This is a genomic window from Kribbella sp. NBC_00482 (assembly GCF_036013725.1).
In the GTDB taxonomy this organism is placed as follows: Bacteria; Actinomycetota; Actinomycetes; order Propionibacteriales; family Kribbellaceae; genus Kribbella.
Genome location: NZ_CP107881.1, coordinates 7,214,512 through 7,237,511 on the forward strand (window position 1 = coordinate 7,214,512; position 23,000 = coordinate 7,237,511).

The 23,000-nt window shown below is 68.2% G+C and carries 25 protein-coding genes; 10 read left to right on the plus strand and 15 right to left on the minus strand.

Annotated features, from left to right (window positions below):
* Positions 1-25 precede the first annotated feature (25 nt).
* The 5 genes from OHB24_RS35015 to OHB24_RS35035 all read right to left on the minus strand — a co-directional run bounded on the left by OHB24_RS35015 (position 26) and on the right by OHB24_RS35035 (position 3,922).
* Positions 26-1,288: an MFS transporter gene (locus OHB24_RS35015; RefSeq protein WP_327635184.1), complete on the minus strand. Its 1,263-nt coding sequence runs from the start codon at positions 1,286-1,288 to the stop codon at positions 26-28.
* A gap of 88 nt (positions 1,289-1,376) precedes the next feature.
* On the minus strand, positions 1,377-1,892 hold the full coding sequence (locus tag OHB24_RS35020) for a DsrE/DsrF/DrsH-like family protein (RefSeq protein ID WP_327635185.1): 516 nt from the start codon (positions 1,890-1,892) through the stop codon (positions 1,377-1,379).
* A 12-nt stretch (positions 1,893-1,904) separates the two neighbouring features.
* Complete coding sequence (locus OHB24_RS35025; protein WP_327635186.1) at positions 1,905-2,198, minus strand: TusE/DsrC/DsvC family sulfur relay protein; 294 nt, start codon at positions 2,196-2,198, stop codon at positions 1,905-1,907.
* Complete coding sequence (sqr, locus tag OHB24_RS35030; RefSeq protein WP_327635187.1) at positions 2,195-3,439, minus strand: type III sulfide quinone reductase, selenoprotein subtype; 1,245 nt, start codon at positions 3,437-3,439, stop codon at positions 2,195-2,197. Before sqr ends, OHB24_RS35025 begins: the two co-directional genes overlap by 4 nt.
* A 57-nt stretch (positions 3,440-3,496) precedes the next feature.
* Complete coding sequence (locus OHB24_RS35035; RefSeq protein ID WP_327635188.1) at positions 3,497-3,922, minus strand: Hsp20/alpha crystallin family protein; 426 nt, start codon at positions 3,920-3,922, stop codon at positions 3,497-3,499.
* Positions 3,923-4,074: 152 nt separating this feature from the next.
* On the opposite strand from OHB24_RS35035, the gene OHB24_RS35040 reads away from it, so the two are divergent.
* The 4 genes from OHB24_RS35040 (at position 4,075) to OHB24_RS35055 (ending at position 8,412) form a co-directional block, all read left to right on the plus strand.
* Entirely contained in the window at positions 4,075-5,085 is a 1,011-nt protein-coding gene (locus OHB24_RS35040) for a lysylphosphatidylglycerol synthase transmembrane domain-containing protein (RefSeq protein WP_327635189.1), read from the plus strand.
* Positions 5,086-5,162: 77 nt separating this feature from the next.
* Positions 5,163-5,480 (plus strand): hypothetical protein, encoded by a 318-nt coding sequence (locus OHB24_RS35045; protein ID WP_327635190.1) that lies wholly within the window; start codon positions 5,163-5,165, stop codon positions 5,478-5,480.
* A 5-nt stretch (positions 5,481-5,485) separates the two neighbouring features.
* Positions 5,486-5,848: a hypothetical protein gene (locus OHB24_RS35050; RefSeq protein ID WP_327635191.1), complete on the plus strand. Its 363-nt coding sequence runs from the start codon at positions 5,486-5,488 to the stop codon at positions 5,846-5,848.
* The gene (locus OHB24_RS35055) at positions 5,845-8,412 is read left to right on the plus strand and encodes a cation-translocating P-type ATPase (RefSeq protein ID WP_327635192.1); all 2,568 of its coding nucleotides are present in this window, start codon (positions 5,845-5,847) and stop codon (positions 8,410-8,412) included. The genes OHB24_RS35050 and OHB24_RS35055 overlap by 4 nt, the downstream gene beginning before the upstream one ends.
* A gap of 295 nt (positions 8,413-8,707) precedes the next feature.
* Here the strand turns inward: OHB24_RS35055 and OHB24_RS35060 are convergent, their stop codons facing one another.
* A complete protein-coding gene (locus tag OHB24_RS35060; RefSeq protein ID WP_327635193.1) occupies positions 8,708-9,622 on the minus strand; it encodes an ABC transporter ATP-binding protein in 915 nt (304 codons plus the stop codon).
* Positions 9,623-9,811: 189 nt separating this feature from the next.
* Here OHB24_RS35060 and OHB24_RS35065 point away from each other — a divergent pair, with 189 nt between their 5' ends.
* On the plus strand, positions 9,812-10,303 hold the full coding sequence (locus OHB24_RS35065; RefSeq protein ID WP_327635194.1) for a GyrI-like domain-containing protein: 492 nt from the start codon (positions 9,812-9,814) through the stop codon (positions 10,301-10,303).
* Positions 10,304-10,313: 10 nt separating this feature from the next.
* Here the strand turns inward: OHB24_RS35065 and OHB24_RS35070 are convergent, their stop codons facing one another.
* The 3 genes from OHB24_RS35070 to OHB24_RS35080 all read right to left on the minus strand — a co-directional run bounded on the left by OHB24_RS35070 (position 10,314) and on the right by OHB24_RS35080 (position 14,396).
* Positions 10,314-10,589, minus strand: a complete 276-nt coding sequence (locus tag OHB24_RS35070; protein ID WP_327635195.1) for a DUF1876 domain-containing protein — start codon at positions 10,587-10,589, stop codon at positions 10,314-10,316.
* A 162-nt stretch (positions 10,590-10,751) separates the two neighbouring features.
* Complete coding sequence (locus OHB24_RS35075) at positions 10,752-11,600, minus strand: FG-GAP repeat domain-containing protein (protein WP_327635196.1); 849 nt, start codon at positions 11,598-11,600, stop codon at positions 10,752-10,754.
* Positions 11,601-11,813: 213 nt separating this feature from the next.
* Entirely contained in the window at positions 11,814-14,396 is a 2,583-nt protein-coding gene (locus tag OHB24_RS35080) for a cation-translocating P-type ATPase (RefSeq protein ID WP_327635197.1), read from the minus strand.
* 184 nt (positions 14,397-14,580) lie between these two features.
* On the opposite strand from OHB24_RS35080, the gene OHB24_RS35085 reads away from it, so the two are divergent.
* From OHB24_RS35085 to OHB24_RS35095, 3 genes are all read left to right on the plus strand, one after another.
* Entirely contained in the window at positions 14,581-16,335 is a 1,755-nt protein-coding gene (locus OHB24_RS35085) for a GAF domain-containing sensor histidine kinase (protein ID WP_327635198.1), read from the plus strand.
* A 101-nt stretch (positions 16,336-16,436) separates the two neighbouring features.
* The gene (locus OHB24_RS35090) at positions 16,437-17,411 is read left to right on the plus strand and encodes an Acg family FMN-binding oxidoreductase (protein ID WP_327635199.1); all 975 of its coding nucleotides are present in this window, start codon (positions 16,437-16,439) and stop codon (positions 17,409-17,411) included.
* Positions 17,408-17,749, plus strand: a complete 342-nt coding sequence (locus OHB24_RS35095; protein ID WP_327635200.1) for a hypothetical protein — start codon at positions 17,408-17,410, stop codon at positions 17,747-17,749. The genes OHB24_RS35090 and OHB24_RS35095 overlap by 4 nt, the downstream gene beginning before the upstream one ends.
* 5 nt (positions 17,750-17,754) lie before the next feature.
* Here the strand turns inward: OHB24_RS35095 and OHB24_RS35100 are convergent, their stop codons facing one another.
* From OHB24_RS35100 to OHB24_RS35110, 3 genes are read right to left on the minus strand one after another with little or no spacing between them, the layout of a single operon-like run.
* Complete coding sequence (locus OHB24_RS35100) at positions 17,755-18,633, minus strand: universal stress protein (protein ID WP_327635201.1); 879 nt, start codon at positions 18,631-18,633, stop codon at positions 17,755-17,757.
* A 14-nt stretch (positions 18,634-18,647) separates the two neighbouring features.
* The gene (locus OHB24_RS35105; RefSeq protein ID WP_327641140.1) at positions 18,648-19,523 is read right to left on the minus strand and encodes a universal stress protein; all 876 of its coding nucleotides are present in this window, start codon (positions 19,521-19,523) and stop codon (positions 18,648-18,650) included.
* 5 nt (positions 19,524-19,528) lie between these two features.
* Positions 19,529-20,092: a hypothetical protein gene (locus tag OHB24_RS35110; RefSeq protein ID WP_327635202.1), complete on the minus strand. Its 564-nt coding sequence runs from the start codon at positions 20,090-20,092 to the stop codon at positions 19,529-19,531.
* A 215-nt stretch (positions 20,093-20,307) separates the two neighbouring features.
* Here OHB24_RS35110 and OHB24_RS35115 point away from each other — a divergent pair, with 215 nt between their 5' ends.
* Positions 20,308-20,814: a hypothetical protein gene (locus OHB24_RS35115; protein ID WP_327635203.1), complete on the plus strand. Its 507-nt coding sequence runs from the start codon at positions 20,308-20,310 to the stop codon at positions 20,812-20,814.
* Positions 20,811-21,251: an SRPBCC family protein gene (locus OHB24_RS35120; RefSeq protein ID WP_327635204.1), complete on the plus strand. Its 441-nt coding sequence runs from the start codon at positions 20,811-20,813 to the stop codon at positions 21,249-21,251. Before OHB24_RS35115 ends, OHB24_RS35120 begins: the two co-directional genes overlap by 4 nt.
* A 13-nt stretch (positions 21,252-21,264) precedes the next feature.
* Here the strand turns inward: OHB24_RS35120 and OHB24_RS43380 are convergent, their stop codons facing one another.
* From OHB24_RS43380 to OHB24_RS35130, 3 genes are all read right to left on the minus strand, one after another.
* A complete protein-coding gene (locus OHB24_RS43380; protein WP_442914011.1) occupies positions 21,265-21,363 on the minus strand; it encodes a hypothetical protein in 99 nt (32 codons plus the stop codon).
* Between the two features lie 87 nt (positions 21,364-21,450).
* The gene (locus tag OHB24_RS35125; protein WP_327635205.1) at positions 21,451-22,317 is read right to left on the minus strand and encodes a hypothetical protein; all 867 of its coding nucleotides are present in this window, start codon (positions 22,315-22,317) and stop codon (positions 21,451-21,453) included.
* A gap of 12 nt (positions 22,318-22,329) precedes the next feature.
* Entirely contained in the window at positions 22,330-22,941 is a 612-nt protein-coding gene (locus tag OHB24_RS35130) for an Rv1733c family protein (RefSeq protein ID WP_327635206.1), read from the minus strand.
* Positions 22,942-23,000: the final 59 nt, after the last annotated feature.

A 23,000-nucleotide genomic window follows, 5' to 3' on the forward strand; every position in this document is an offset into this window, starting at 1 on the left:
ATCCTCTCTTCGACGCGGTCACGGCTCAGGAAACGCTCTTGGAAACCTCTTCGTCGCCGGGTGACGACATCCGATGCGCGCGCTCCGTCGCCCGTACCAGAGTCAGAGTCAGGACGAGAGTCAGAGCCGCCGTCGCCGCCAGCAGCCACAGGCCGATCGCGTAGGACTCCGTCCGGCCGTACACATAACCCATCACCAGCGGCGGTACGAACCCACCGAGTCCGCCGGCCGCACCGACCAAACCGGTCACCCCGCCCACTCGCGACGGTTCCGTGACCTCGGCGATCAGCGCAAAAGTCGCGCCGCTACCCGAGCCGAGGGCGGCGGCCATTCCGAGAAACGCAATCGTGCCGACATGCTCGAGCAGCGGATGAGTCGCAGCGACCCCCGCTCCGGCGACCACCACGGCGTACCCGACAGCCAGCACCGGAACCGGCCCCAACCGGTCCGACAGCCACCCACCAAGTGGGCGCATGATGACCGCGACCGCGACGAAGCCCGCCATCCGGTTCGCTGCGTCGGCCGGCGTGAGGTCGTAGTCCGTCTTCAGGTAGGCCGGGAGATAAACCGAGAAGGCGACGTACCCGCCGAAAGCCACCGCGTACAGGACGCAGGCCTGCCAGGTGATCGGAAGCTTCGCGTTGGCCACGAGGCGCCGTGCCAGCGAGGTTGATGGTGCTGTGCGTCCAGGAGCGTCCCGGAGGAACATCCAGGCGACGACGGCGTACACGGCGAGGGCGGCTGCGGTGATCAAGAACGGCGTCTTGGCCCCTAGACCGTCGTACAGCTTCACGGTCGTCAGCGCGCTGATCGCCGTACCACCCATGCCGGCGCCGAAGATCCCCACCGCGAGACCCCTCCGCTCGGGCGGGAACCAAGCATTCACGAACGGCACCCCGACCGCGAACGTCGTCCCCGCGACACCGAGGAAGAACCCTCCGACCAGCAGCAACGCATAGGAGTCGAGCGCGACGAACGCGATGAACAGGATCGGGACGATCGTCACCGCGGACACGATCGGGAACATCACCCGGCCACCCAGCTTGTCGGTCAGCGCACCGACCACGATGCGACCGAGCGACCCGACAACCACCGGGACCGCGACCAGCAGCGCGACATCCGACTCAGTCAGCGCCCCCAGCGCCCCATTCTGCCGAAACAACGGACCGAGCGGGCTGATCAACGCCCAAGCCCAGAAGTTGACCGCGAAACCAACCGTAGCCAGCACCAGCATCAGCCACGGCGAACCCACTACGTCCCCGGTACGCCGCTCCGCATGATCTGTCATACCTCGTCCCCAACCGAGATCGTCACGCTTTCCACCATCGTGCAAGTTGCAGGCGTTGCCAATGGGCCGAAAGTCCCGCCTCGGACGGTCAGATGAACAGGAGTTGGGCGCCTTCGGTCTTTTCGATGAAGTCGGCGGCGCTGATGATGGCTTCGACGTCTTCGTACAGGTCGGACTCGTCGAGGTGCATCATGTCGGCGGACATGCGGCAGGCCCAGAGGTGACCGCCAGACGCGACGATCTGTTCGAGGAACTCCGGTACGTCGGGTACGCCGATCTCCTGGATCTGCTTCTTCATCTGGTGGGTGGCCATCGCGGTCATGCCGGGTAGGCCGCCGAGGCCTTGCGGCATGTGTGTCGCGGTGTTCCCGAGCATGGTGAACTTCAGGTCGTACATCCGCGACTTGGTGATCATGTCGAAGCCCCAGAAGGTGAAGAACAGGTGCGTCTCCACGCCCTCACCGAGGGCGGCGTTGGCCAGGATCAGGCCCGGGTAGGCCATGTCCAGGTTGCCCTTGGAGCAGATGATGGCCAGTTTGCGGCCTTCGGTTGCCTCGTCGCCGAAGTTCGGGACGGCCAGCGGCAGATTGTCAACGGTGGTCATGGCGATGTCCTCTCACACGCAACCGCGGGGTTTCGGCAGGCCGGCGACGTACGCCATCTTCTTGGCCGGCTTACTGGGGAACAGGGCGAACAACTGCTTGACGGGGATGCCGGCCAGCGTCGACACCCGGCGCAGTGTGGCGGTCTCGCCGTGCGTCGGGTAGTCCTCGCGCAGGAACCGGATCGCCTTCCAGTGCTCGTCGGTGAGCTCGATCCCGATCCGGGACGCGAGCTGTACGGCGAGTTCCTCGGACCATTCGTCGTACATGGTCAGGAAACCCTCAGAGTCAGTGTGAACAGTCGTCATGGTCGGACCTCCTCGTCCGGTCGGTGTTTGCCGCTCATGGACATCCGGCTCGGTATCGGCAGCCAGCGACCCTTGACCAGCAGATTCCAGTAGATCCAGCGGAAGGCGAGCTTGCCCCAGTGGTTAGCCTTCGTCTCACGCAGCAGGGAGAGCGGACCTAGACGTCCGAACGGGAATCGCCCGGGTAGTGGCTCGGTGTCGTAGTTGAAGTCGATCAGCAGGCCCTTGCCGTCACCGGTCTCCACGAAGCAGTTCGCGTGCCCGTCGAAGCGGTGCGTCATCGCGACGCCTTCGACGTACTGGAAGAAGTTCTCGACGAAGATCTCGCTCGAGAAATGCGCCACGGATCCGGCCTTCGAGGTCGGTAGGTCGTTGGCGTCGCCAATGGCGAAGATGTCCGGATGGGCCAGTGACTGCAGCGTGTATTTGTCGACCGGCACGTAGTTCAGCTCATCGCCCAGACCGGACGCGCCGATGAAGTCCGCACCCATGTTGAGTGGCACCGTGACCAGCAGGTCGTATCCGATCTCGCGCTCGTCGTAGCTCACCAGCGTCTTGCGGTCGGCGTCGACCCGTTCGACCAGGAAGTCGGTCTCGACCGTGATCTTCCGCTCGTCGAGCAGCCGGCCGAGGTACCGCGACGCGATCGGCTTGGTGAACGCACCGTCCAGCGGCGTCACGTACACGATCTCGACCTGATCCCGCATCTCACGACGACGGAAGAAGGCCTCCGCGAGGAAGGTGAACTCCAACGGCGCGACCGGGCACTTGATGGGTTGTTCGACCACGTGGACGACGAGCCGCCCGCCGGTGAGCCCCTGCAAGGCGTCGCGGAGTGCGAACGTACCGTCGTACGTGTAGAAGTCGTGGATGCTGTGACGCCACTCCGCGCCGAGCATGCCTGCTGTCTGGTCCGGCCGCGAGCTGGTGCCGGTGGCGATGACAAGGTAGTCGTAGCTGACCACGTCACCGTCGATTAGCTTGACCGACTTCCGCTCCGGGTCGACGGCCGCGATCTCACCGATCAGCAGCTGGATCCCGGCGCGCAGCAGCTGGCGACGGGGTTTCAGCAGATCTTCCCGGCCACCGAAGGGGACGAACAGCAGCCCCGGCTGGTACAGGTGGTCCGGGTCCCGGTCGATCACCGTGATCCGCCAGTCGTCGAGCGCCAGTCCGCGGCGCAGCTTGTTGGCCACGACCGTGCCGGCGGTGCCTCCGCCCAGGATTACCAACCGCTTCACGACGCGTCCTTTTCATGACGGGGCCCGGCCGGATGCGGCCGGCCGGGCCAGGGTGTGTCAGTCGGTGTGCTCGATCGTGATCGCGCGCGCCTCGGCGGGTTTCGCCGAGATCGGCACGGTCACCTCGAGGATCCCGGCCGTGTACTTCGCGACGACCGCCTGCTCGTCGGCTCCGTCCGGCAGCAGCACCCGGCGGGTGAGCGTGCCGTAGTGGAACTCGGACCGGGCTGCGTCGTGCTCCTCCTGCTGACGAGTCGCGGAGATGGCCAGCATCCCGTTCGCGACCTCGACCTTGATGTCCTTCTCCGGATCCAGACCGGGCAGTTCCGCACGCACGACGTACTTGTCGTCGTCGGTGAACTCCTCGATCCGGACGCCGCGCATCGTGGCCGGCAACGTGAACAGATTCGGCAGGCCCTCGGCCCAGTCGAACAGATCCGCGAACTGCCGCCGGCTGTCCCGGTGCTGAAGTGTCGTCACCATCGTGTCTCCTTCCGGTTGCCTTTCCCTACACCTCCACCCCACCTCGCGACGCGCCACAGCAGCAGGGCCATCCGCACCGCATCACCCCGGACCTTCGGCCCTCCCGCACCGCCGTTCGGACAGGCAAGCTGCATCGTGGAAGGGAGCGACCCATGGACGGTGCGACCGCGCCCGCTTGGCGCCGCCGGGTGTGGACCGCCGTCTCGCTCGTGATCGTGATCGCCGTGGTCGAGTACGTCGTCCTCCCGAAACTCACCTCGGCCCGCGAGTCCCTCGACCGTGTCGCACATCTCAACCCGGCGTGGATGATCGCCGGAGTCCTCCTCGAAGCCAGCTGCTTGGTCAGCTACTCGCTCTTCACCCGTGCGCTGCTGGGCCCCGGCCAGACGCGGTTCTCGTGGATCCTGCGCACCGATGTCACCGGGTACGGCGTGAGCCACGTGATACCGGGTGGCGCAGCGACCGCGACCGCTCTTCGCTTCCGGCTGCTGCAGGCCGGTGGCGCACGACCGTCCAACATCACAGCAACCATCACGGCGGAAGCCATCGGCTCGTACGCCGCGCTGCTCCTGATCGCCTGGCTGACCTCGATCCCCGCACTGTTCCTGAGGGACGCGACCTCGGCGTACCTGATCATGTTCCTGATCGGTCTGGCCGCTGTAGCCGCCGGCGTACGCGCAATCCGCCAGCGATCCGCGCTCGAGCGATTCGCAGCCCGTACGCTGCGGGCGTCGCTTCATCGACTCCCGCGCCGAACACGACCCTGGATCACCTCGGTCGCGCTCCGCCTCCGCGATCTCTTGGCCGACCACGAGGTGCGCAAGGCGTTCTTCGTCTGGGCAACGCTCAACTGGTTGCTCGACGCAGCCGTCCTGTGGATGTTCCTCGCCGCCTACGGCGAGCCGATCAACCCGATCCCCCTGCTCCTGACCTACTGCGCCGCCAACCTGGCCGCCGTCGTGCCGCTGACCCCTGGCGGTATCGCGGTGGTCGAGGGCATCGCGATCTCGAGCCTCCTCGGCTTCGGCGTCGACGGCCAGGCCGCCGTCCTCGCGGTTCTGTCCTGGCGTCTCGTGCAGTTCTGGGGACCGGTTCCGGTGGCCGGCCTGTGCTACCTCAGCCTCCAGGCGCAGAGCGCAACGGCCCACGCCAAGCAGGACTAATGCCCCGTGCGCAGACTCCCGGCAGGACAGATGCTCGAAGCGCGGAGTCTCCGCTGTACGCCGAGGAAGGAGCCATCATGTCCAAGTCGTCGACCACCGAGGTACGCCGGGCTCCGGCCTCGTCGAGAGGCTGGTCCGTCTGGATGACCGGGCTGTGGATCATCTTCTTCGTCGTGATGCAGAAGGGCCAGCTCGACGACCTCGCCGCCTGGATCCGAGATCTGCCGATCGTGGTCGAGATCCTCACCTGGATCGTGTTCTTCCCGCAGGTCCTGGCCACGGCCGTCTGGACGAGCGACTGGTCCGAGGGTCTACGGGTGACGCTCGTGGCGCTGTTCGTCCTCGTCTGGACCCTGCTGTCCCTACCACGACCCAAGACCTCCGGCCGGCGGTGAGTCCGGTGAGACTACGCGTTCGCGATGCCGTCGCGATCCTTCTGTTCGCCGCTGTCCTGGTTCCGTACATCGGCTACCTCGTCAACGGAGACATGCCACTGATCGACAACGCGCGATCGATGGCCTCCACCGGGCTCTTCCTCGGCGGCGCCGCGTTCTGGGTGATCCGGAGCGGTAGGCCGCTACGGATCGGGCGCGTCGAGGGTGTTGCCGCGGCGCTCGCTCTCGCGCTGTACATCTCCACCATCGCGTTCGCCGCGACCACCACGGCCGCGTTCCTGCTGGCCGCGTTCATGGGCAGCTTGGCGCTGGTGTTCGCCCTCGACCTCCTCGACCGGCCGCGGCGCGGCGTCGAACCCGATCGATGACCGTTCAGCAGGCGCCTCCGCGCGGCCTCTCCTCGGACCAGGCCGCGATCGCGCTGGTCGAACACGGGCCGAACACGATTCCGTCACCCCGCCCACCGTCAACCTGGCGCCGCGTACTGGTGCAGCTGCGGGATCCGATGATCCTGCTCCTCCTCGCCGCCGCGGTACTCACCGCAAGCCTCCGCGACCTGACCGACCTGGCGGTCATCCTGGTCGTGGTCGTGCTCAACACCACCGTCGGCGTCATCCAGGAAGTACGTGCCGAGCACGCACTCGCCGCCCTCAACCGGCTGGCCGCGCCACAGGCGACCGTACGACGCAACGGCCGCACCACCGTCATCCCGTCGGCCGACGTCGTACCGGCGGACGTGATCCTGCTCCAAGCCGGCGACGTCGTACCCGCCGACCTCGAACTGTTCGACGCAGTTCAGCTCCAGGCCGACGAATCCACCCTCACCGGAGAATCCGTCCCGGTCGAGAAGGACCCATCGGACAAGCTGTACGCCGGAACCGTCGTGACCCGCGGCCGCGGCACCGGCACTGTCACTCGAACCGGATCGGGCAGCGCACTCGGGCGAATCGCCGCGCTGCTGTCGAACCAGCGGCCGCGGGCGACTCCGCTGCAACGCAGGCTGGCCGCGCTCAGCCGAATGCTGAGCATCGTGGCCGTCGCACTGTCCGCCGTCGTCGCCGTCGCCGGTCTCGTCCGCGGGCTGCCGTTGCCGAGCATGGTCGTGACCGCGGTCAGTCTCACGGTGGCCGCCGTACCCGAGTCGCTGCCCGCGGTCGTCACGCTCGCCCTCGCGATCGGCGCCCACCGGATGGCGCAGCGCGCCGCGGTTGTCCGCAAGCTGCCCGCGGTCGAGACGCTCGGCGCGGTCACCATGGTCGCCACCGACAAGACCGGCACCATCACCGAAGGCATCATGCAGGCCGAACGCCTGTGGACCGAGTCCAGCACGGCCACCGCCAGCGGCACCGGCTACGACCCTGCCGGTCACCTCATACCCGCCGACGTCTCCCCCGACGTCCAGCACCTGCTGCGGGACATTACCCTCTGCAACGATGCCGCTCTGGGCCTGCCCACGGACGAGGACCCGGCCTGGCGTCCGATCGGTGATCCGACCGAGGCGGCGCTCCTCACACTCGCCCATCGCGGCGCCGTCGACCCCGACGAACTCCGCGCCGCGTACCCGCGAACGCACGAGCTTCCCTTCGACAGTGCGCGCAAACGGATGACCACCTTCCACCTGCCGCCCGGCAGCGACGACGTCCTCGTGATCGGCAAGGGCGCACCGGAGGTGATGCTCACCCCCGACGTCACGCCGTACGGCGATCTCGTTCGCGCCAAGGCAGTTGCGGCCGAGCTGTCGGAAGCCGGCTACCGCGTGCTGGCCGTCGCCGACAAACTCGTGCCGGCTGACGCTCCCCGCACCGAGAACGGGCTGCGGCTCGTCGGCCTGATCGCGATCACCGATCCGGTCCGGCGCAACGCCGCGGACGTCGTCGCCACCTTCGGCGAGGCCGGGATCGGCCTCCTGCTCATCACCGGGGACGCGCCCGGCACTGCGCTCGCGGTCGCGAACCGCATCGGTGTTCACGACGGCGAGGTCGTCACCGGCGCCGACATCGACAACGGCAAGGACCCGACCAGCGGGCACGTCTTCGCCCGGATCCGTCCGGAGCAGAAACTCGACATCGTGCGCGCCTGGCAGGACCACGGTCACGTCGTCGCGATGACCGGCGACGGCGTCAACGACGCCCCTGCACTCCGTCGCGCCGACATCGGCGTCGCGATGGGCAAGGGCGGCACCGAGGTCGCGCGGCAAGCGGCTGATCTGGTCCTCACCGATGACGACCTCGGCACCATCGAGGCCGCGATCGAGGAAGGCCGGCGGATCTACACGAACATCCGCACTTTCCTCCGCTACGCCCTGAGCGGCGGTCTCGCCGAGGTCCTGGTGATGCTGATCGGTCCACTGCTCGGCTTCGCCGTACCGCTGGTGCCCGGCCAGATCCTGTGGATCAACATGCTCACCCATGGACTGCCCGGCGTAGCCATCGGCGCGGAGCCCGCCGACCCCGGGACGATGCAGCAACCGCCGCGCTCACCCCAGGAACAGATCCTCGGCGCGGGCCTGTGGAAGCGGATCGCCTTGACCGGCGCACTCATTGCCGCCGTCACCATGACAGCGGCCGTCTGGGCCCGAAGCGTCGGAGCACCGTGGCAGACCATGAGCTTCCTCGTGCTCGGTCTCGCCCAGCTGGGTGTCGCCATCGCGCTACGCAGGCCGAATCCGCCCGACGGCAGGCGGCTGCGCTTCCTCGACCTGGCGGTGGCCGGCGCCCTGGCTGCCCAGATGCTTCCCTTGGCACTCGCACCGTTGCGAGACCTTCTCGGCCTGCAGTCCTTGACCGTCACCGAGATCCTGTGCGCGCTGGCCCTGGCCTCAGTACCAGGCCTGGCCACCGCGATCGGCCGCCACATCCGCCCCGCCCGAACCAGCCTCCACCGCACCTGGACCTGGTGGCGCGCCGGCCGCAGGCGCCTCACAAAACGCTGACCCCGCACCCGCTCCCCCCACCCACCCGACTTTGAGAAGCCACCAACCATTTCACTGGCGTCGAGATGGTTGGTGGCTTCTCAAAGTCGGGTCCGTCCAGCGCGGGGCAGGGTCGTCCGGACCATTGGGGGCGGGGACTTCTGCTCTGTTGGGTGAGCGTGTCCGGGTGTGTGCTGATGGTGAGAGAGGAAGGAGCCGGCCATGAGCGACCTCGAGAACAGGCGTGCCCAGCGCGACGCGCAACGCTCCGCCGCAAGCCGCCGGTCCAGCGGCCCGACCGCAGCCGAGCAGGCACTCATCCGCCACCTCGGCGTCGAGATCTACAAGGAACGCCACCAGGCCGAGCCCGCGCCGGGAAAGGCCGGCGTCGGCGACAAGTCCGACGATCCCGAGGAGTCGACGGGGCGATCGAGCGATCGATGACTTCCGTCTGACAGCGGCGGGTGGTTCCGCCGACCGCCGATCGAAGGAGAGGCGGCTGCGCGCAGCCCGGGATGGGCGTGCGGTACAACGGCAGCGCGACTGCTCGAGCTGCTTCCGGGTCTCGTTCCGGCTCGGATGCCGGCGCCGGTGCTTCGTTGTCGTGATCGTCGACGACGGCGCTGCTCGTCAGCTGCACGGTCCGGTCCGCGTACCACTCGGCGTCGGGCTCCGACTGCGAGGTGACCAGCACCGCCGCGCCGCGGGCAGCCGCCTCGTGGAGCAAGGCCGGCAGAATCCGGCGGGCTTCGTCGTCCAGCTCGGTGGTCGGGTCGTCCAGGACGATCAGTTCGGGTTCGTGCATGAGCGCCTGGACGATGCCCAGCCGCCGCAACTGGCCCCGGCTCAGCTGACCCATCGGACGATCGATCTCCAGCCCGAGGCGTACGGCGAGTTCGTGCGCGTACGCCGTACCGCAGCCGCGCACCGCGGCGCAGATGTCCAGGACGTCGCGAGATGTCAGCGAGCCCATCGTCTCCAGATCCTTGACCAGATAGCCGATCCGCCCCTTCAACTCGGCCGCGGCCGGACCCGAGCCCAGGACCTCGATCGATCCGCACGCTGCCAGCTCGCCGACGATCACGCGGCTGATCGTGCTCTTGCCGGTCCCGTTCGGCCCGGTCAGCACGACGACTTCGCCGTACCGCACGGCCAGATCCGTGAACCGCGCGCCGTACGCCGACACACCGCTCAGCCGCACTGCCTCGTCCAACTTCTCCACCGTGCTCATCACAGCCTCCTATCGACTGCTTCGAGTCTCGGCCGCGGCCTGTGACTCGCACCACAGCCGTCGGACCCGAGTCCGGCAGTCGGAGGTCCACGGCGCGAGGCCGAAGGACCCAGTCGCTCGGGACCGTTTGCCGGTGCCGATCATCGGCCGGCGGCGAGACGCTCGATGTACGGCGCCTGAGGAGGAGATATGCGCATCGAGTCACGAACGGTCCCCGCGCAGCGGACCGCGGTCGCCAAGGGCACCTTGCGTCGCGAAGAGCTGAGCGCTTGGTGCCCGGCCGCACTCGACCACGTCGCGACGTACCTGAGCCGGCACGAAGTCGCCCCGTGCGGCTTCCCGTTCGTTCGGTATCACGTTCGGCCGGATCACAGGTTCGAGGTCGAGGCAGGCTTCCCGGTCGCCATCCGCATCATCGGTGACGGCAGCGTCCGGCCATCGACGATCCCTGGAGCGAACGTCGTCGTCGCGTGGCGCATCGGCCCGTACGACGGGCTGGGCGAAGCCTACGACTCCTTGGACGAATGGCTGAAGGACGAGGGCGCTGTCCGGTCCGGCGATGCCTGGGAGGTGTACCACGATGCCCCGACCCGCGACCCGCACTTCTGGCGCACCGAGGTCATTCAGCCCTTTGTCCTCACCACAACCCGTTCGGACATGCAGGAGTCCACCCGGCACTGAGCGTCGAGCGTCAGCTCTTCAGGTGGACGTGTTTCTTGGTGATCTGCTCGATGTCGGACGCGGCGGCATGGATCAGTTCGTGGGACAGGTTCGACAAGGCTCGCGCGGCGGCGAGCTCGTCGCCGATCTCAGCGACCTCGGCGTCCTCGGGGTGGCGGTGCGCGCTGCCGTGGCCGACGAGGTGGGTCTTGTCGTTCGTGTGCAGGCGGGCCTCCGCGTTGGTGATCCGCTCGTCCTCGTGCTCGTCGATGAAGATGTCAACACTCCATCGTCTCGTCGCAGCCATCGCCGTTCCCCTTTCAGTCAGCTCATCCTGTCTCCACCCTCCGCTCTCGAGACCCTCACGACCAGGGCCGTCCGGTCCAGCACCGGGGGCACTTCTGCTCTGCCGCTCCGGCTCGCTGACGGCCGGCCCGCGCCACGAGTGTGACGCGGGCCGGTCTGGATGTCAGGCAGTGATTGCGGTCATGCTGTTCCAGCCGGAGCCGACGAGCACCGGCGGCAGGATCCACCCGCTGGTGCCGCTACCGCGGTACAGGTACAGCTGCCCAGAACCGTTGCGAACCAGCAGATCCGCCTTGTCGTCGCCGTTGAAGTCCCACGGAGTCACGATCGCCGTCGCGTTCTGCCAACTGGTCCCGATCAGGGTCCGGCCCGGCAGCCAACCGCCCGTGCCGTTGCCCCGGTACAGCCACAGATCCCCGTTTCCGTCACGAGCCGCGAAATCGACGAAGGTGTCGCCGTCGAAGTCACCAGGCCCGCGCATTGACGTCATCGCGTTCCAGCCGGTCCCGTATCCCACCCGCGGCAGGAAACCACCGGCGCCGTTGCCCGGGTAGAGCCACAGCTGGCCCGTGCTCTGCCGCGCCAGCAGGTCCATGTGACCGTCACCGTTGAAGTCGCCCGGCCCGGACACCGAGGTCATCGCGTTCCATCCGCCACCGAAGCGCTTCCAGATCAGCCAGCCCCCGCTGCCGTTCCCCGAGTACAGCCGCAGGTACCCCGTAGCGTCGACCGACATCAGGTCCGCGTGCCCGTCGCCGTCGAAGTCCCCGGGGGCGACGATCGCGGTCATCGCATCCCAGCCTTGGCTGTAACCGATGCGCGGCAGCCATCCAGCCGCCCCGTTGCCCGGGTAGAGCCACAGGCGTCCGGTCGTGTCGACGGACAGAACGTCCGAGTTGGTATCACCGTTGAAGTCGTTGTTCTTGACGATCAAGGCGGCCGGTGCGGCCGTCGTTGTCGCCTTCTGCTCGGCTGCGGAGGACAGCGACGTACCGGCCAGCAGCAGGCTCACGCCCGCCACCATCGCCAGTCCTGCTCGTCCTCCAAGGCGCAAGCTTCCACGCATGGAAATTCCCCCTCGTCCCTCGGTTCGGCGGCATACCGCAGAGAGGCCCGGTCCGGGCACATCCGATTGGTTCTCGGCGGCTGCCCTTCGACCCCACCAAACCGGACTAGCGCGGAGTCGCTCTAGGGTCAAAGGTCCCAACAATCCGTGACAGTGGTCCTACACACAGCTCCGACGCACGGACGTTCGCCGGACGAGCTTGGTTGACGTGTCGACGACAAGGAGTGCGATCACGCCGATGCCGGCGAACAGCCAGCCCTGTGCGGACGGCCAGCCGCCGCCCAGCAGATCAGCCACCGGCGGGATGCCGAGGAAGACCGCCAGCAGGACCAGTTCGATGGCGAGTGCCAGCACCAGGGTCCGGTTCGTGGTGAGGCCGACCTTGAAGATCGTGCTTCGCTCGCTGCGGCAGGCAAGGGCGTTCGCCATCTGCATCAAGGCGATCACCGCGAACGCGGTCCCCGAGGCGACCGCCAGTGCCGCGCCGGACGGTACGGCCCCGAAGTGCCAGCCGTGACCGGACAAGATCAGGACGAATGCCGTCATCGCCACGACGGCCTCCGTCAGCCCGAGCACGCCGAACGCTCTGACCAGCAGAGCCCGATCGACCAGCCGGTGATGCCGAGCCGGACCGTCCAGAACATTCCGGCCCGGCCGCTCGACGCCCAGGGCGAGCGCCGGCAGTACGTCGGTGCCGATGTCCAGCGCCAGTACCTGCAGTACGCCGATCGCGAGCGGAATCGAACTGCCGGTCAGCGCCCAGGCCACGAACGGCGCGAGCTCGGCGACGTTGTCGGCGAGATGGTAGGTGAGAAATCGCCGTACGTTGGAGAACGTGGCACGGCCGAGCCGGATCGCGGTCACGATGCTGGCGAAGTGATCGTCCAGCAGGACCAGGTCGGCGGAGGCCCGGGCGACATCGCTGCCCGAGGCGCCCATTGCGACGCCGACATCGGCCTCGCGCAGCGCCGGCGCGTCGTTGACGCCGTCACCGGTCATGGCCACCACGTGACCGCGCTTGCGCAGTGCCCGCGCGATCCGGAGCTTGTCCTGCGGTGTCACCCTGGCGACCACGACCCCGTCGTCACGGTCGAGCAGCTCGCCCAGGCGCTCGTCGTCGTCCGGCAGCTCGTTGCCGTTGACAACCAGCCCGCCAGGTCCGAGCAGACCGACCTCACGCGCGATCACCTCCGCGGTCGCCGCGTGGTCTCCGGTCACCACCGCGATCCGCACGCCGGCCTGCCGGCAGGTGGCGAGGGCGGCGTGCACATCGGTCCTTGGCGGATCCTCCAACCCAACCACGGCCAGCAGTTCGAGCGCGTCGGCGCCGAGCTCCAACTGGCCGTCGTGCACAAGCATGCCGGACGCCCGTGCCACCGCGAGGACCCGCCGGCCGCGCCTGGCCAGACTGTCGACCGCCGCGGTGGCATCCGGACCGCCGTTGGTCCGGCAGTACGGCATGAGGGCGTCGGGCGCACCGATCACCGCAGTGTTGCCGTTGACAACTACCGCGCTGTATCTCGTCTCGCTCGTGAACGTGGCCCGGTGGGTGATCATCGCCCGATCCACCGGCTGCGCCCCGAGGCGCCGGGCGAGTACGTCGACGGCCACCTCCATCGGATCGCCTTCCGCGACCCACCGGTCCTTGGAGCGCACCGCTCGGCCCCTGATGCAGGCGACAGCCGCCGCGGCGGCCCTCGCGGTCGCCTCGATCGCCGCCGGATCCCCGTCGGCCGAACCCGCCGGGTCGTAGCCGTGACTCTCCATCGTGACCGATCCACACGGCGTCCAGACCTCCAGGACCTCCATCTGATTCATCGTCAACGTGCCGGTCTTGTCGGTGCAGACGTACGTTGTCGCGCCGAGCGTCTCGACCGCGTCCAGCCGTCTGACCAGAGCGTTGCCGTGGGCCATCCGCTGCGCGCCCCGGGCCAGCGACAGCGTCACCGTGGGCAGCAGACCCTCGGGTACGAGCGCCACCATCACCCCCACGCCGAACAGAAGGGCCTTGGAGACACTCAGGCCGAGCAGCAGCGACGCCACCGTCAGCGAGACGCCGACGGCGACGGCGATCACCGCGATGACCCGGATCAGGCGATGCAGTTCGACAGTCAACGGACTCGGCGGGCGGTCCGCGCTCTCGGTCAGCGACTGGATCCCGGCCAATCGGGTGTTCCCGGCGACCGCGGTCACAACAGCATCCGCCTCGCCCTGGACGACGAACGTTCCCGCGAAGACCTGCTGCCCGGACGACGGCCGGACCGGGACCGACTCACCGGTGAGCATCGACTCGTCCACTGCGAGTGCATGAATGGTCACCAGCCGCAAATCAGCCGATATCCGATCGCCCGCGCTGAGCACGACCAGATCGTCGCGGACCAACTGGGTCGCATCGACAGACGTGACCAAGCCGTCACGAACCACCTGGACGCGGGACGGCAGCAAGTCACGCAGTCGTTCGGCAGCACGGTCGGCGCGGAACTCCTGGGCGAACGCGAAGACGCCGTTCAGGACGATGATCACCACGATCGCGACCGCGAGCGGGGCTAGTCCCGCCGCCAGCGCCAGCGCCGCAGCGACCCACAACATCAACGCGAACAGATGAGTCAGCTGCCCGGCGAGTACCTTCCAGGCCGGCGTACGCCGCGGTGCGGGCAACTCGTTCGGCCCGTCGGCCGCGAGCCGCAGTCCCGCATCCGCCGCCGACAAACCACGAGCACTCGAGGTCTGCACGCTGGGCATGACAACCTCCCCCTCTGAGCGTCGCGCCGTAGTCGCCTCGTACAGAACACGCCGGTCAACTGGTCACGCCCAGGGCCCAACGACCCGTACGAACCCCCCAAAGGCCTCGTGAGGCCGCGAGTTCCTGACCCGCGGGCAACTCGTTCCGGTTCACGCCGGTGGTGACTTCCCGTAGTGTTGCCGTGTGACTGACGGCTCGCGGTCAGGGCGTGGGGGCTGGGACGAGGGTGCGCTGGAATACGCCGGCTTGTCCCGGGTGCGTCTCGACGCCCTGTTGCAGGAACTCCTCGGGCGTGTCGACGAGATCATGGAGTACCAGGAACGCCTCCGGGCGCTCCTCGACGCAGTCGTCGGGATCGGCGCCGATCTCGATCTGAACAGCACCCTGGACCGCATCGTGTCGGCAGCCTGCGAGCTCGCCGGCTCCCGATACGGCGCGCTCGGCGTCGTCGGGCCGGACGGCAGACGACTCGTCCGCTTCATCACCCACGGTGTGAGCGACGAGGAGATCGCCGCCATCGGCCCGTACCCCGAAGGGCACGGCATCCTCGGGCTGCTGATCGAGCACCCCGAGCCGATCCGCCTGCACGACCTCGCCGAACACCCCCAGTCCTACGGATTCCCGGCCAACCATCCGCCGATGAAGAGCTTCCTCGGCGTCCCGATCCGCACCCGCGAACACGCCTACGGCAACCTCTACCTGACCGAGAAGACCGGCGGCGCCGACTTCACCGAAGACGATGAACGCACCGTCACCGCCCTCGCCGCCGCGGCCGGCGTCGTCATCGACAACGCCCGCCTGTACGCCGACACCGAGCAACGCCGGCGCTGGCACGAGGTGACCGCGGAGATCACGCAATTGATGCTCGGCGAATTCGATCCGGACCAAGCACTGCAGCTGATCGCGCGGAGGTCTCGCGAGGTGTCCGGCTCCGACGTCGCCGCCGTGCTGTTCGCGGACGGCGACGAGCTGGTCGTCCGGGCAGTCGACGGACCGCCGGAGTTCCGGCGCTTCCTCGGTCAGCGGTTGCCCCAGGACCTCCCAGTACTGGGCCGGGCCGTGACCGGCGGCGAGCAGGTGACGATCGAGGACCTGGCCGAGTTGCTCAAGGACCACGGCAGCCTGACCGAGTTCCCCGAAGGTGCACGGCTCGGCCGCACGACGATGGCTCCGCTGCCGTCAGGTACTACCGGCACCAGCGGTCTGCTCGTGGTCGCTTCCGGACGAGGCCCGGACAACGGGATGAGCGACGGCGCCGAGCTGGTCCGGATGTTCGCCGGCCAGGCCACGCTGGCACTCGAACGTGCTCAGTCACAACGCGACCGCGACATGCTCGCCGTGCTCGAGGACCGCGACCGGATCGCCCGCGACCTGCACGATCTGGTCATCCAGCGGCTCTTCGCCACCGGGCTGCAGCTCCAAGGGATGCATCGGCTGGCGCGGCCCGAACACCAGCAACGGCTGACCCAGGCGGTCGACGACATCGACGCCACCATCCACGACCTCCGGGCCGCGATCTTCGGACTCCAGCAGGCCCCGGGCGCCAGCACGCTGCGCGGCGACGTCCAGGCCCTCGTCGACGAGTACGCCGAGCCGCTCGGGTTCCGGCCGCGACTGATCTGGAGTGGTCCGGTCGACACCGCCGTACCGGCCGCGACCAGGCCGCAGATCCTCGCCACGGTGCGGGAGTCGTTGTCCAATATCGTCCGGCATGCCAAGGCGTCGGAGGCGACCGTCGAGGTCTCGGTCGGCGAGGGTCTCGTCCTCGCCCGCATCACCGACGACGGCGTCGGCATCGGACCGAGCACCCGTCGCAGCGGCCTCCGGAACCTCACCGAACGTGCGCAGGCCCTCGGCGGCACCGTTCGGATCACCGCCAACGATCCCCACGGCACCGTCGTCGAGCTCGAGGCACCGACCGACCGACTGACTGGCTGACTGACTGCCGAACGGCCCGTCTGGTTCGGGACTCTTGCCCGCAGCGCCGCCACCTCCCGGCAGCGAGGCTGGAGGCGGAGAACTACCGGGAGGAGCGCCCAATGTCCGAGCAACTGCCGACAGCGCACGTCGACATCCTGCTGGCAGCGGCTGTTGCTGCGCCGAGCATGCACAACACCCAGCCCTGGCGGTTCGAGATCGACGGTCACGTCATCGACGTCTACCTCGACGGCTCGCGCACGCTGCCGGCCGAGGACCCGACCGGCCGGGCGATGCGGATCGCCGCCGGCGCCGCCACCTTCAACCTGAGGTGCGCGGCCGAGACTCTCGGGTACGGCACCTGGTTCGGGCTGGCGCCGTACCCGAGAGAAGAACCCGATCTGCTCGCCCGCATCGTGATCGAACCCAGCGGGACCCGGAACGAAGAGCTGGCCGACCTGGCCGAACAGATCCCGCACCGGCACACCGACCGCAACCCGTCCGACGCGACGCCCATCGCCGAGGACGTCCGGGTCGCCTTGATGCAGGCGGCGTACGCCGAAGGTGCCGAACTCACCTGGCTCGGCGAAACCGAAGTGCGGGCCGTCCGCGACCTGGTGCTCGACACCGACCTGCGCGAGATCGGCGACTGGCACCGCAGCGCCGAACGCGCGCACTGGATCGGCGGCGCTCGCCCGGTCGAGGGGATCCCGAGCTCGGCACTCGGACCGCGGCCGGCCAGCTACCCGGGCACCGTCCGCGACATGGGGACCAAGCCGCTCGACCGGATGCGCAAGGAGTCCGCGTTCGAAGCGCACCCCGACCTCGCTGTACTCTCCACCGGCTACGACGAGCCCGCCGACCAGGTGGCCGCCGGCGCTGCACTCGAACGGGTCCTGCTGACTGCCGTTCGCGCTGGGGTCAGCGCGTCGTTCCTCAACCAGCCGCTCGAGTTCGACGACCTGCGCGCCAAGGTCCAGCAGCTCACCCAACGCCCCGGGTACGCGGACATGATCATCCGCTTCGGCCACAGCCACCCGGGAACCGGAACCGCCCGCCGCCCGATCGCGGACTTTCTGCCGAAGGACCGGCAGTGACCACGCTTCAGCAAGAACTCGACCGCTGGGAGGCCGCGCTCGCCGGCATCGCCGAGACCAGCACCAGCGACGACTGGCGCACCGAGGAACGCCACCTGGCCGAAGCCCGTCAGACGATCGTCGCGTACCACGGCCGCATTCTGCCGGCGATGACCGGCCGCGAGGCGTACGACGGGATCCTCACCGAGGAGGTCATACGACTGGTCGACGGCCTCGAAGAGTTGCGCGACGACCTGCTCCGCACGGCTCGCGCAGCGGACGCCCAGCAAATCCCCGAGACCCTCGCCGCGCTACGCGCGCTGACGCGGCTCGCCGTTCGCTTCGACGACCTACGCTGACCGATTCACGCGACGTTCGCCGATTCGGCCGTGGCCGCGTGGTGCGGGACGATCGCGACCGGACATGTCATCGCGGCCACCGAGCGGCGGGCCACCGGGTCGACGGGGCCTGGGCCACTGTGCGCGCCGACCACGACCAGACCGACGTCGCCGCTCTCGTGCACCAGCGCCGCGGCCGGCGGCCGACTACTCAGGAACCGGGTCACCTTCACGTCCGGGAACCGGCTCGACCACGGCGTCAGCGTTTCGGACAGCAGGTGGTCTGCCCGGCTGAGCCACGACCACTCAGGATCATCCCCAGCCGGCAGGTGTCCGGCCACGACGTCCGAGTGGACCACGATCAGGTCCGCGTCCCGCTGCGACGCCGTCATGAAGGCGAATTCCAGTGCTTCGGACGACAGCGTCGTACCATCGATGCCGACGGCAACCTTCCGGTCGGTCGTGGACGAGTGCCAGGACGCCGGTACGACGACCAGCGGGCAGCCCGCCCGCGCCGCCAGCATCAGATTGACCTGCGTGTTCACCAGCCGCTCCGGGCCCCGGCCGTGCGACCGGGCGATCACGAGCATCCGCGCGTTCTGTGCTGCGTGCGCGAGCACCCGTGACCGCGGCCCCTCACCGGTGGCTCCGGTCAACCGCAGCGAATGATTGCCACGGTGCCGCAGGTGTGCGGTCGCAACCTGGACCGCGTCGTCGGCGGCCTCGGCCACCGGCTTCTGCGAGTAACCCGATGCGAAGGAACTACGGCTCGAGTACGGCGCGATCAGTTCCAGCCGTGATGAGGTCCGCCTGGCCTCGGCGGCGGCGTACTCGACCAGGCGCAGGTTCTCCGCACTTCCGTCGACCTCGACGACGACGGGTCCTGTCCGGTTCCAGCCAGCCATTTCTCTGTCTCTCGTCAGCTCGCGCTCGGCGCCGGGACGATCGCCAGCGGGCAGGTTGCGTGATGCAGGACGCCTCGGGTCACCGACCCGAGCAGGAACGAAGCCATCCGCGTGGGATGGCGAGTGCCGAGGACCAGCAGCTGCGCGTCGGCGTCCTCGGCGGCGGTGACGATCCCGTCCACCAGATGACCACGCCGAACCTCCACCTCGAAGATCCGCCCGGGATACTTCTGGCGCCACTCGGCGACGACCTTCTCGAAACGTCGCTCAGCGTTGTCTGCCAACTCGGCACTGACGCCGGCGACATTGATCGCGTCCCAGCTGTACATCGCCGGAAGATCCCACACATGAACGAGCCGAATCGGCAGTCCGCGCTCCGTCGCTTCGGCGACCGCGAACTCCATCACCGCGACGTTCTCGGCGTCATTGTCCAGCGCGACCAGCACCGGCCCGGCATGATCGGACGGCTTCCAGTGCTCCGGAACCACCACGACCGGGACGGTCGCCTGCGCCACGACAGCTTCCGAGGTGGAGCCGACCAGCAACCGCTTGAACGTCCCCAGTCCGCGGCGGCCGACGACCAGCATTCGGCTGTCGGCAGCCGCCTGGGCGAGTTTCCTGGCCGGCGGGCCGACCATCAGATCGGCCTCGTTGTCCAGGGTGCCCGGGCTTTCGTCCAGGTACTTCTGGACATCGTTGACGAGCTCCATCGACGCGTCGTCGACCGCATCGCCCTCCCATCCGGGAACGTGCCGGAGCTTCTCGTCGATGACGTGGACCACCTGGAGGGGCTCTCGCCGGAGCAACGACTCCTGCAAGGCCCACTCCAGGGCGCCGGTGTCACGCCAAGAGCCGTCAACCCCTACGTGGATAACCGGCTTCACAGACATCGAGCTCACCGGAGCCAAGGGTACTTGCGGACGAAGTCCAGGCCGCTCCACCACTTGCCGAAGCCCCACACGTTGCCCGCAGCAACCAGCGCCAGAACCACGACCGTTACCGCACCGACAATGTGGTCATCCAGCACCGGATTGTTCTCCGGCGGCAGATTCGCCGACCACATCAACACGTACAGCAACGCGCCGCTGACAGCCGCGATCCTCATCCCGATGCCGAGGGTCAGCGCGAGACCGATGCCGGCCAGGCCGATCATGAACAACGGAGTGACCCACCAGTCACCCACCAGCGACTGATAGAAGTCCGCGAACGGGCCGTTGGTTCCCTTGCCCAGGAACCCTGCTGTCGGATCCCCACCATCGATCCAGCCTTTGCCGGACGGGGTCGCATAACCGAGCCCGAACACCTTGTCGACGAACGCCCACAAGAACGACAGTCCGAGCACGATCCGCAGTACAGCCAGCGCACGGCCGGCCGCAGTGGTGATGAACGCATGCCGATCGCCGTCCGGCTCCATCGCGGGAACAGGCAAGTCGTGCCGCTGGCGCGGTGTAGTGGTCATGATGTAGTCCCTCCACTCGAATCTGACACTCCGATCCTGAGGTCTCCCCCGCACGATGGTCAGAGCCGTTGTCACCCCATCTCCAGGAGTCGAACGGCCCTCTCCTTCAGGGACGTACGCCACTGCCCGATACGGCGCCGCCGGCGGACGGTGGAATCGGGAGATGTCTGCGCAGGACCTACCGCAGCTCATCGACCAGACAGGAGACACTTGTCATGACAACCACACTCGCGCTCCCGCTGCGGCCCAGTGCGGAGATGGTCAGGCTGGCGCGCTTCCACCGCGACGTCCGCTGGACCGGCACGATCCAGGCCGGTAGCACCGGCCCCGGCAGTCCTGCGATGACCGCGATCGGAGAAGCCAGGTATCACACGATCCAGGACGGGCTGTGGATCGTCGGCGACCACGAACAAGACCTGTACCTGACCGACGGGACGTTCGTCCGTCACTCGCAACTTCACTGGGTAGCAGGCTGGGATCCCGAGGCCCTCGAGTACCGCGCGTCGTCCGCCGACAGCGACGGCCGCCTCGACTTCCTTTCCGGCACCATCGGCGGCAGGCTGCTCACCTTCGAGAGCATCGGCCGCCCGCGCGTCCGCACCCGCCTGTTCTGGCACGTTGCCGACGCGGAGACGATGACCTGGCGCAACGAGGTCTCCGTCGACGGCAGCCCCTACCAACTCGTCGAACGCTACGTCTGCACAACCGACACAACGCCATGACCCGCATCGTCGGAGAGGTCACTATCGATGCGCCGGTCGTCGAGGTGTTCGACATGGTCGCCGACGAACGTAACGAGCCGAGGTACAACCCTCGGATCGTCCGTGCCGAGATGGTGAGCGAAGGACCGATCGGCACTGGCTCGCGATTCGCAGCCGTCCCCAAGGGCATGGGCGCGAAGGGCGAGATGACTCTGGAGCTCGTGGAGTACGACAGACCGCATCGTCTTCACAGTGTCGTGCGAGCGTCGTACCTGCTGGTCGACGGAACGCTGACATTCGACGAGGTCGAGGGTGGCACGCGCCTGCGGTGGGATTGGGACACGGTGCTGCTCGGCTGGTCGCGGCTGCTCTCCCCGGTGCTGAGCGTCTTCGGTCGCGGTTGGGAGCGCCGGAACTGGGTTGGGCTCAAGAAGTACATGGAGTCCGGACGTCTCTGAGTGGCTGACACCATCAGGAAGTCGGGCTCCTGGACCGCGCGTGCCGGCGGACGATCGCGACGGGCGAGTCCGCGTGGTGCATCAGGCTTCGGCTGACCGAGCCGAGGAGCATGCCGGCGCGCGATCTGGCTTCCAGGTCGGTCGTCCACACCCACGAGGATGTACATCGTCATCATCAATGAATTCCTTCAACGGATGCTCAATCAGCTGTGCGGATTGCTGTGACTGCGAAGGCCTCGACGTCCTGGTAGTGGCCGCCGGTCGAGGCGACGATCACTACGGCCGGATCGGTTGCTCCTTGGAAGGTGACCTGTGTCGACCACGGCTGCCCTTCGCCGCCCGCGGGGACGCAGCAGAACGTCCCGAGCCGTTGGCCCGTGGAGGCCTGACGTACGTCGACGCGGATCGCCTCGTCCACACCGGTGATCCGCCCGCCGACGGTCAACGGCGAGCCGGCGACCGCGCCGTACCGTGGCTGCGTCAGTGTCAGGCTGCTGTCGCGGGTCCCGACGACCTCCCACGGCGCGTCGTCGCCCTGGCCCAGCCGGGCGAGGTGGATGACGGCCGCGACCGACGGCGGGTTCTGGTCCGCCCGGTAGCCGACCGATACGAACGCTTCGTCACCCCGGACGGACTTCGACACAACCAGGCCGATCTCGTCGAAACCCAGGAAGCCGGTGGTGAACGAGAGCGCGGTCTGTGCCGGGTCCAGGTGCCAGGGCTGCTTGCCGCCGCTGCGATACGCCTGCTGCCAGGCCGCTGCGGCAGTCTCGGAAGTGAACGGCCACAACGGCTGGTACCGGAACGTCCGGTGGTCAGGGCTCGTCGTCGACGTCCGCGAAGACGTGGGTTTCGGCGTGGCAGTGACGGTCACCGTCGGCCCGGGCTGTGTGACCGTCGCGCTGGGCGCAGGCGCCGTACCGGACGGCTCGTCGTCGCTGTTGAGGACGACCACCGTCAGCACCGCGACCGCGATGATTGCCAGACTCGCAAGCACGATCGCCCACCGGGCACGCGACCCGACAGGCCGGCCATCCGGAGTTGCCGCAGGACGGTTGTCAGTCATGGTTTTCCTCCTCTACTTCTGGCCGCGGAGCCAGCGGGGTGCGACGTCGAGCCATTCGGCGGCCCAGTCGTGCGCGCGACGGCGGTCCAGCGGGACCCGCGCGAGGCGCACCGCACCCCACAGGAGCAGCCAAGAGCCCGCGACCACGAGAATCCCGACCCAGCTGCCCACCGCGGCGTTGTCGCCTCGCGATCGCGGTGCCGCAACGATGTCGCCGGCCTGGTTGAGCCAAGCCGTCACCTCGGCGTCGGCCTTGGTCCCGATCACGACATTCGTCGATCCCTGGCGCTGGAGACCCGAGGGATCGATGTAGCTGATCTGGACCCGCGTCAGTACGTTTCCGGGAGTCGCCGGCACCTGGCCCTCGGTGCTTTCCAGGGTCCGCGCCCGCACCTCGTGCAGACTCACGCGCTGCCGTTCCGCCGAGGCGTCGCCCGCGGTGCGGTACGACGTACCCACGGCCGCCCCGATCGGGACCAGCAACAGCGCGGCCATCAGCGCGCACCACAGCACAGCCATCTCGATCCGGTCGGATCGGCGACGGAGCGGATTCCGCCCGAACCCCAGCCGACGGGCCAGCATCAGCACCCACAGCTCCCCAGATCGCTTCTGCCCGGTGCTCATGACAACCTCCCCAACTGGTCACCGACGTACCGTCAGCGTCACCCCGGCGCCACTGCCTG

What these genes read in the sequence shown, in the direction of transcription:
- OHB24_RS35015 (WP_327635184.1), bottom strand. Translation starts at nt 1,288, where the DNA reads ATGACAGATCATGCGGAGCGGCGTACCGGGGACGTAGTGGGTTCGCCG.
- OHB24_RS35020 (WP_327635185.1), bottom strand. Translation starts at nt 1,892, where the DNA reads ATGACCACCGTTGACAATCTGCCGCTGGCCGTCCCGAACTTCGGCGAC.
- OHB24_RS35025 (WP_327635186.1), bottom strand. Translation starts at nt 2,198, where the DNA reads ATGACGACTGTTCACACTGACTCTGAGGGTTTCCTGACCATGTACGAC.
- OHB24_RS35035 (WP_327635188.1), bottom strand. Translation starts at nt 3,922, where the DNA reads ATGGTGACGACACTTCAGCACCGGGACAGCCGGCGGCAGTTCGCGGAT.
- OHB24_RS35040 (WP_327635189.1), top strand. Translation starts at nt 4,075, where the DNA reads ATGGACGGTGCGACCGCGCCCGCTTGGCGCCGCCGGGTGTGGACCGCC.
- OHB24_RS35045 (WP_327635190.1), top strand. Translation starts at nt 5,163, where the DNA reads ATGTCCAAGTCGTCGACCACCGAGGTACGCCGGGCTCCGGCCTCGTCG.
- OHB24_RS35055 (WP_327635192.1), top strand. Translation starts at nt 5,845, where the DNA reads ATGACCGTTCAGCAGGCGCCTCCGCGCGGCCTCTCCTCGGACCAGGCC.
- OHB24_RS35060 (WP_327635193.1), bottom strand. Translation starts at nt 9,622, where the DNA reads ATGAGCACGGTGGAGAAGTTGGACGAGGCAGTGCGGCTGAGCGGTGTG.
- OHB24_RS35065 (WP_327635194.1), top strand. Translation starts at nt 9,812, where the DNA reads ATGCGCATCGAGTCACGAACGGTCCCCGCGCAGCGGACCGCGGTCGCC.
- OHB24_RS35070 (WP_327635195.1), bottom strand. Translation starts at nt 10,589, where the DNA reads ATGGCTGCGACGAGACGATGGAGTGTTGACATCTTCATCGACGAGCAC.
- OHB24_RS35080 (WP_327635197.1), bottom strand. Translation starts at nt 14,396, where the DNA reads ATGCCCAGCGTGCAGACCTCGAGTGCTCGTGGTTTGTCGGCGGCGGAT.
- OHB24_RS35090 (WP_327635199.1), top strand. Translation starts at nt 16,437, where the DNA reads ATGTCCGAGCAACTGCCGACAGCGCACGTCGACATCCTGCTGGCAGCG.
- OHB24_RS35100 (WP_327635201.1), bottom strand. Translation starts at nt 18,633, where the DNA reads ATGGCTGGCTGGAACCGGACAGGACCCGTCGTCGTCGAGGTCGACGGA.
- OHB24_RS35105 (WP_327641140.1), bottom strand. Translation starts at nt 19,523, where the DNA reads ATGTCTGTGAAGCCGGTTATCCACGTAGGGGTTGACGGCTCTTGGCGT.
- OHB24_RS35110 (WP_327635202.1), bottom strand. Translation starts at nt 20,092, where the DNA reads ATGACCACTACACCGCGCCAGCGGCACGACTTGCCTGTTCCCGCGATG.
- OHB24_RS35115 (WP_327635203.1), top strand. Translation starts at nt 20,308, where the DNA reads ATGACAACCACACTCGCGCTCCCGCTGCGGCCCAGTGCGGAGATGGTC.
- OHB24_RS35120 (WP_327635204.1), top strand. Translation starts at nt 20,811, where the DNA reads ATGACCCGCATCGTCGGAGAGGTCACTATCGATGCGCCGGTCGTCGAG.
- OHB24_RS43380 (WP_442914011.1), bottom strand. Translation starts at nt 21,363, where the DNA reads ATGCTCCTCGGCTCGGTCAGCCGAAGCCTGATGCACCACGCGGACTCG.
- OHB24_RS35125 (WP_327635205.1), bottom strand. Translation starts at nt 22,317, where the DNA reads ATGACTGACAACCGTCCTGCGGCAACTCCGGATGGCCGGCCTGTCGGG.
- OHB24_RS35130 (WP_327635206.1), bottom strand. Translation starts at nt 22,941, where the DNA reads ATGAGCACCGGGCAGAAGCGATCTGGGGAGCTGTGGGTGCTGATGCTG.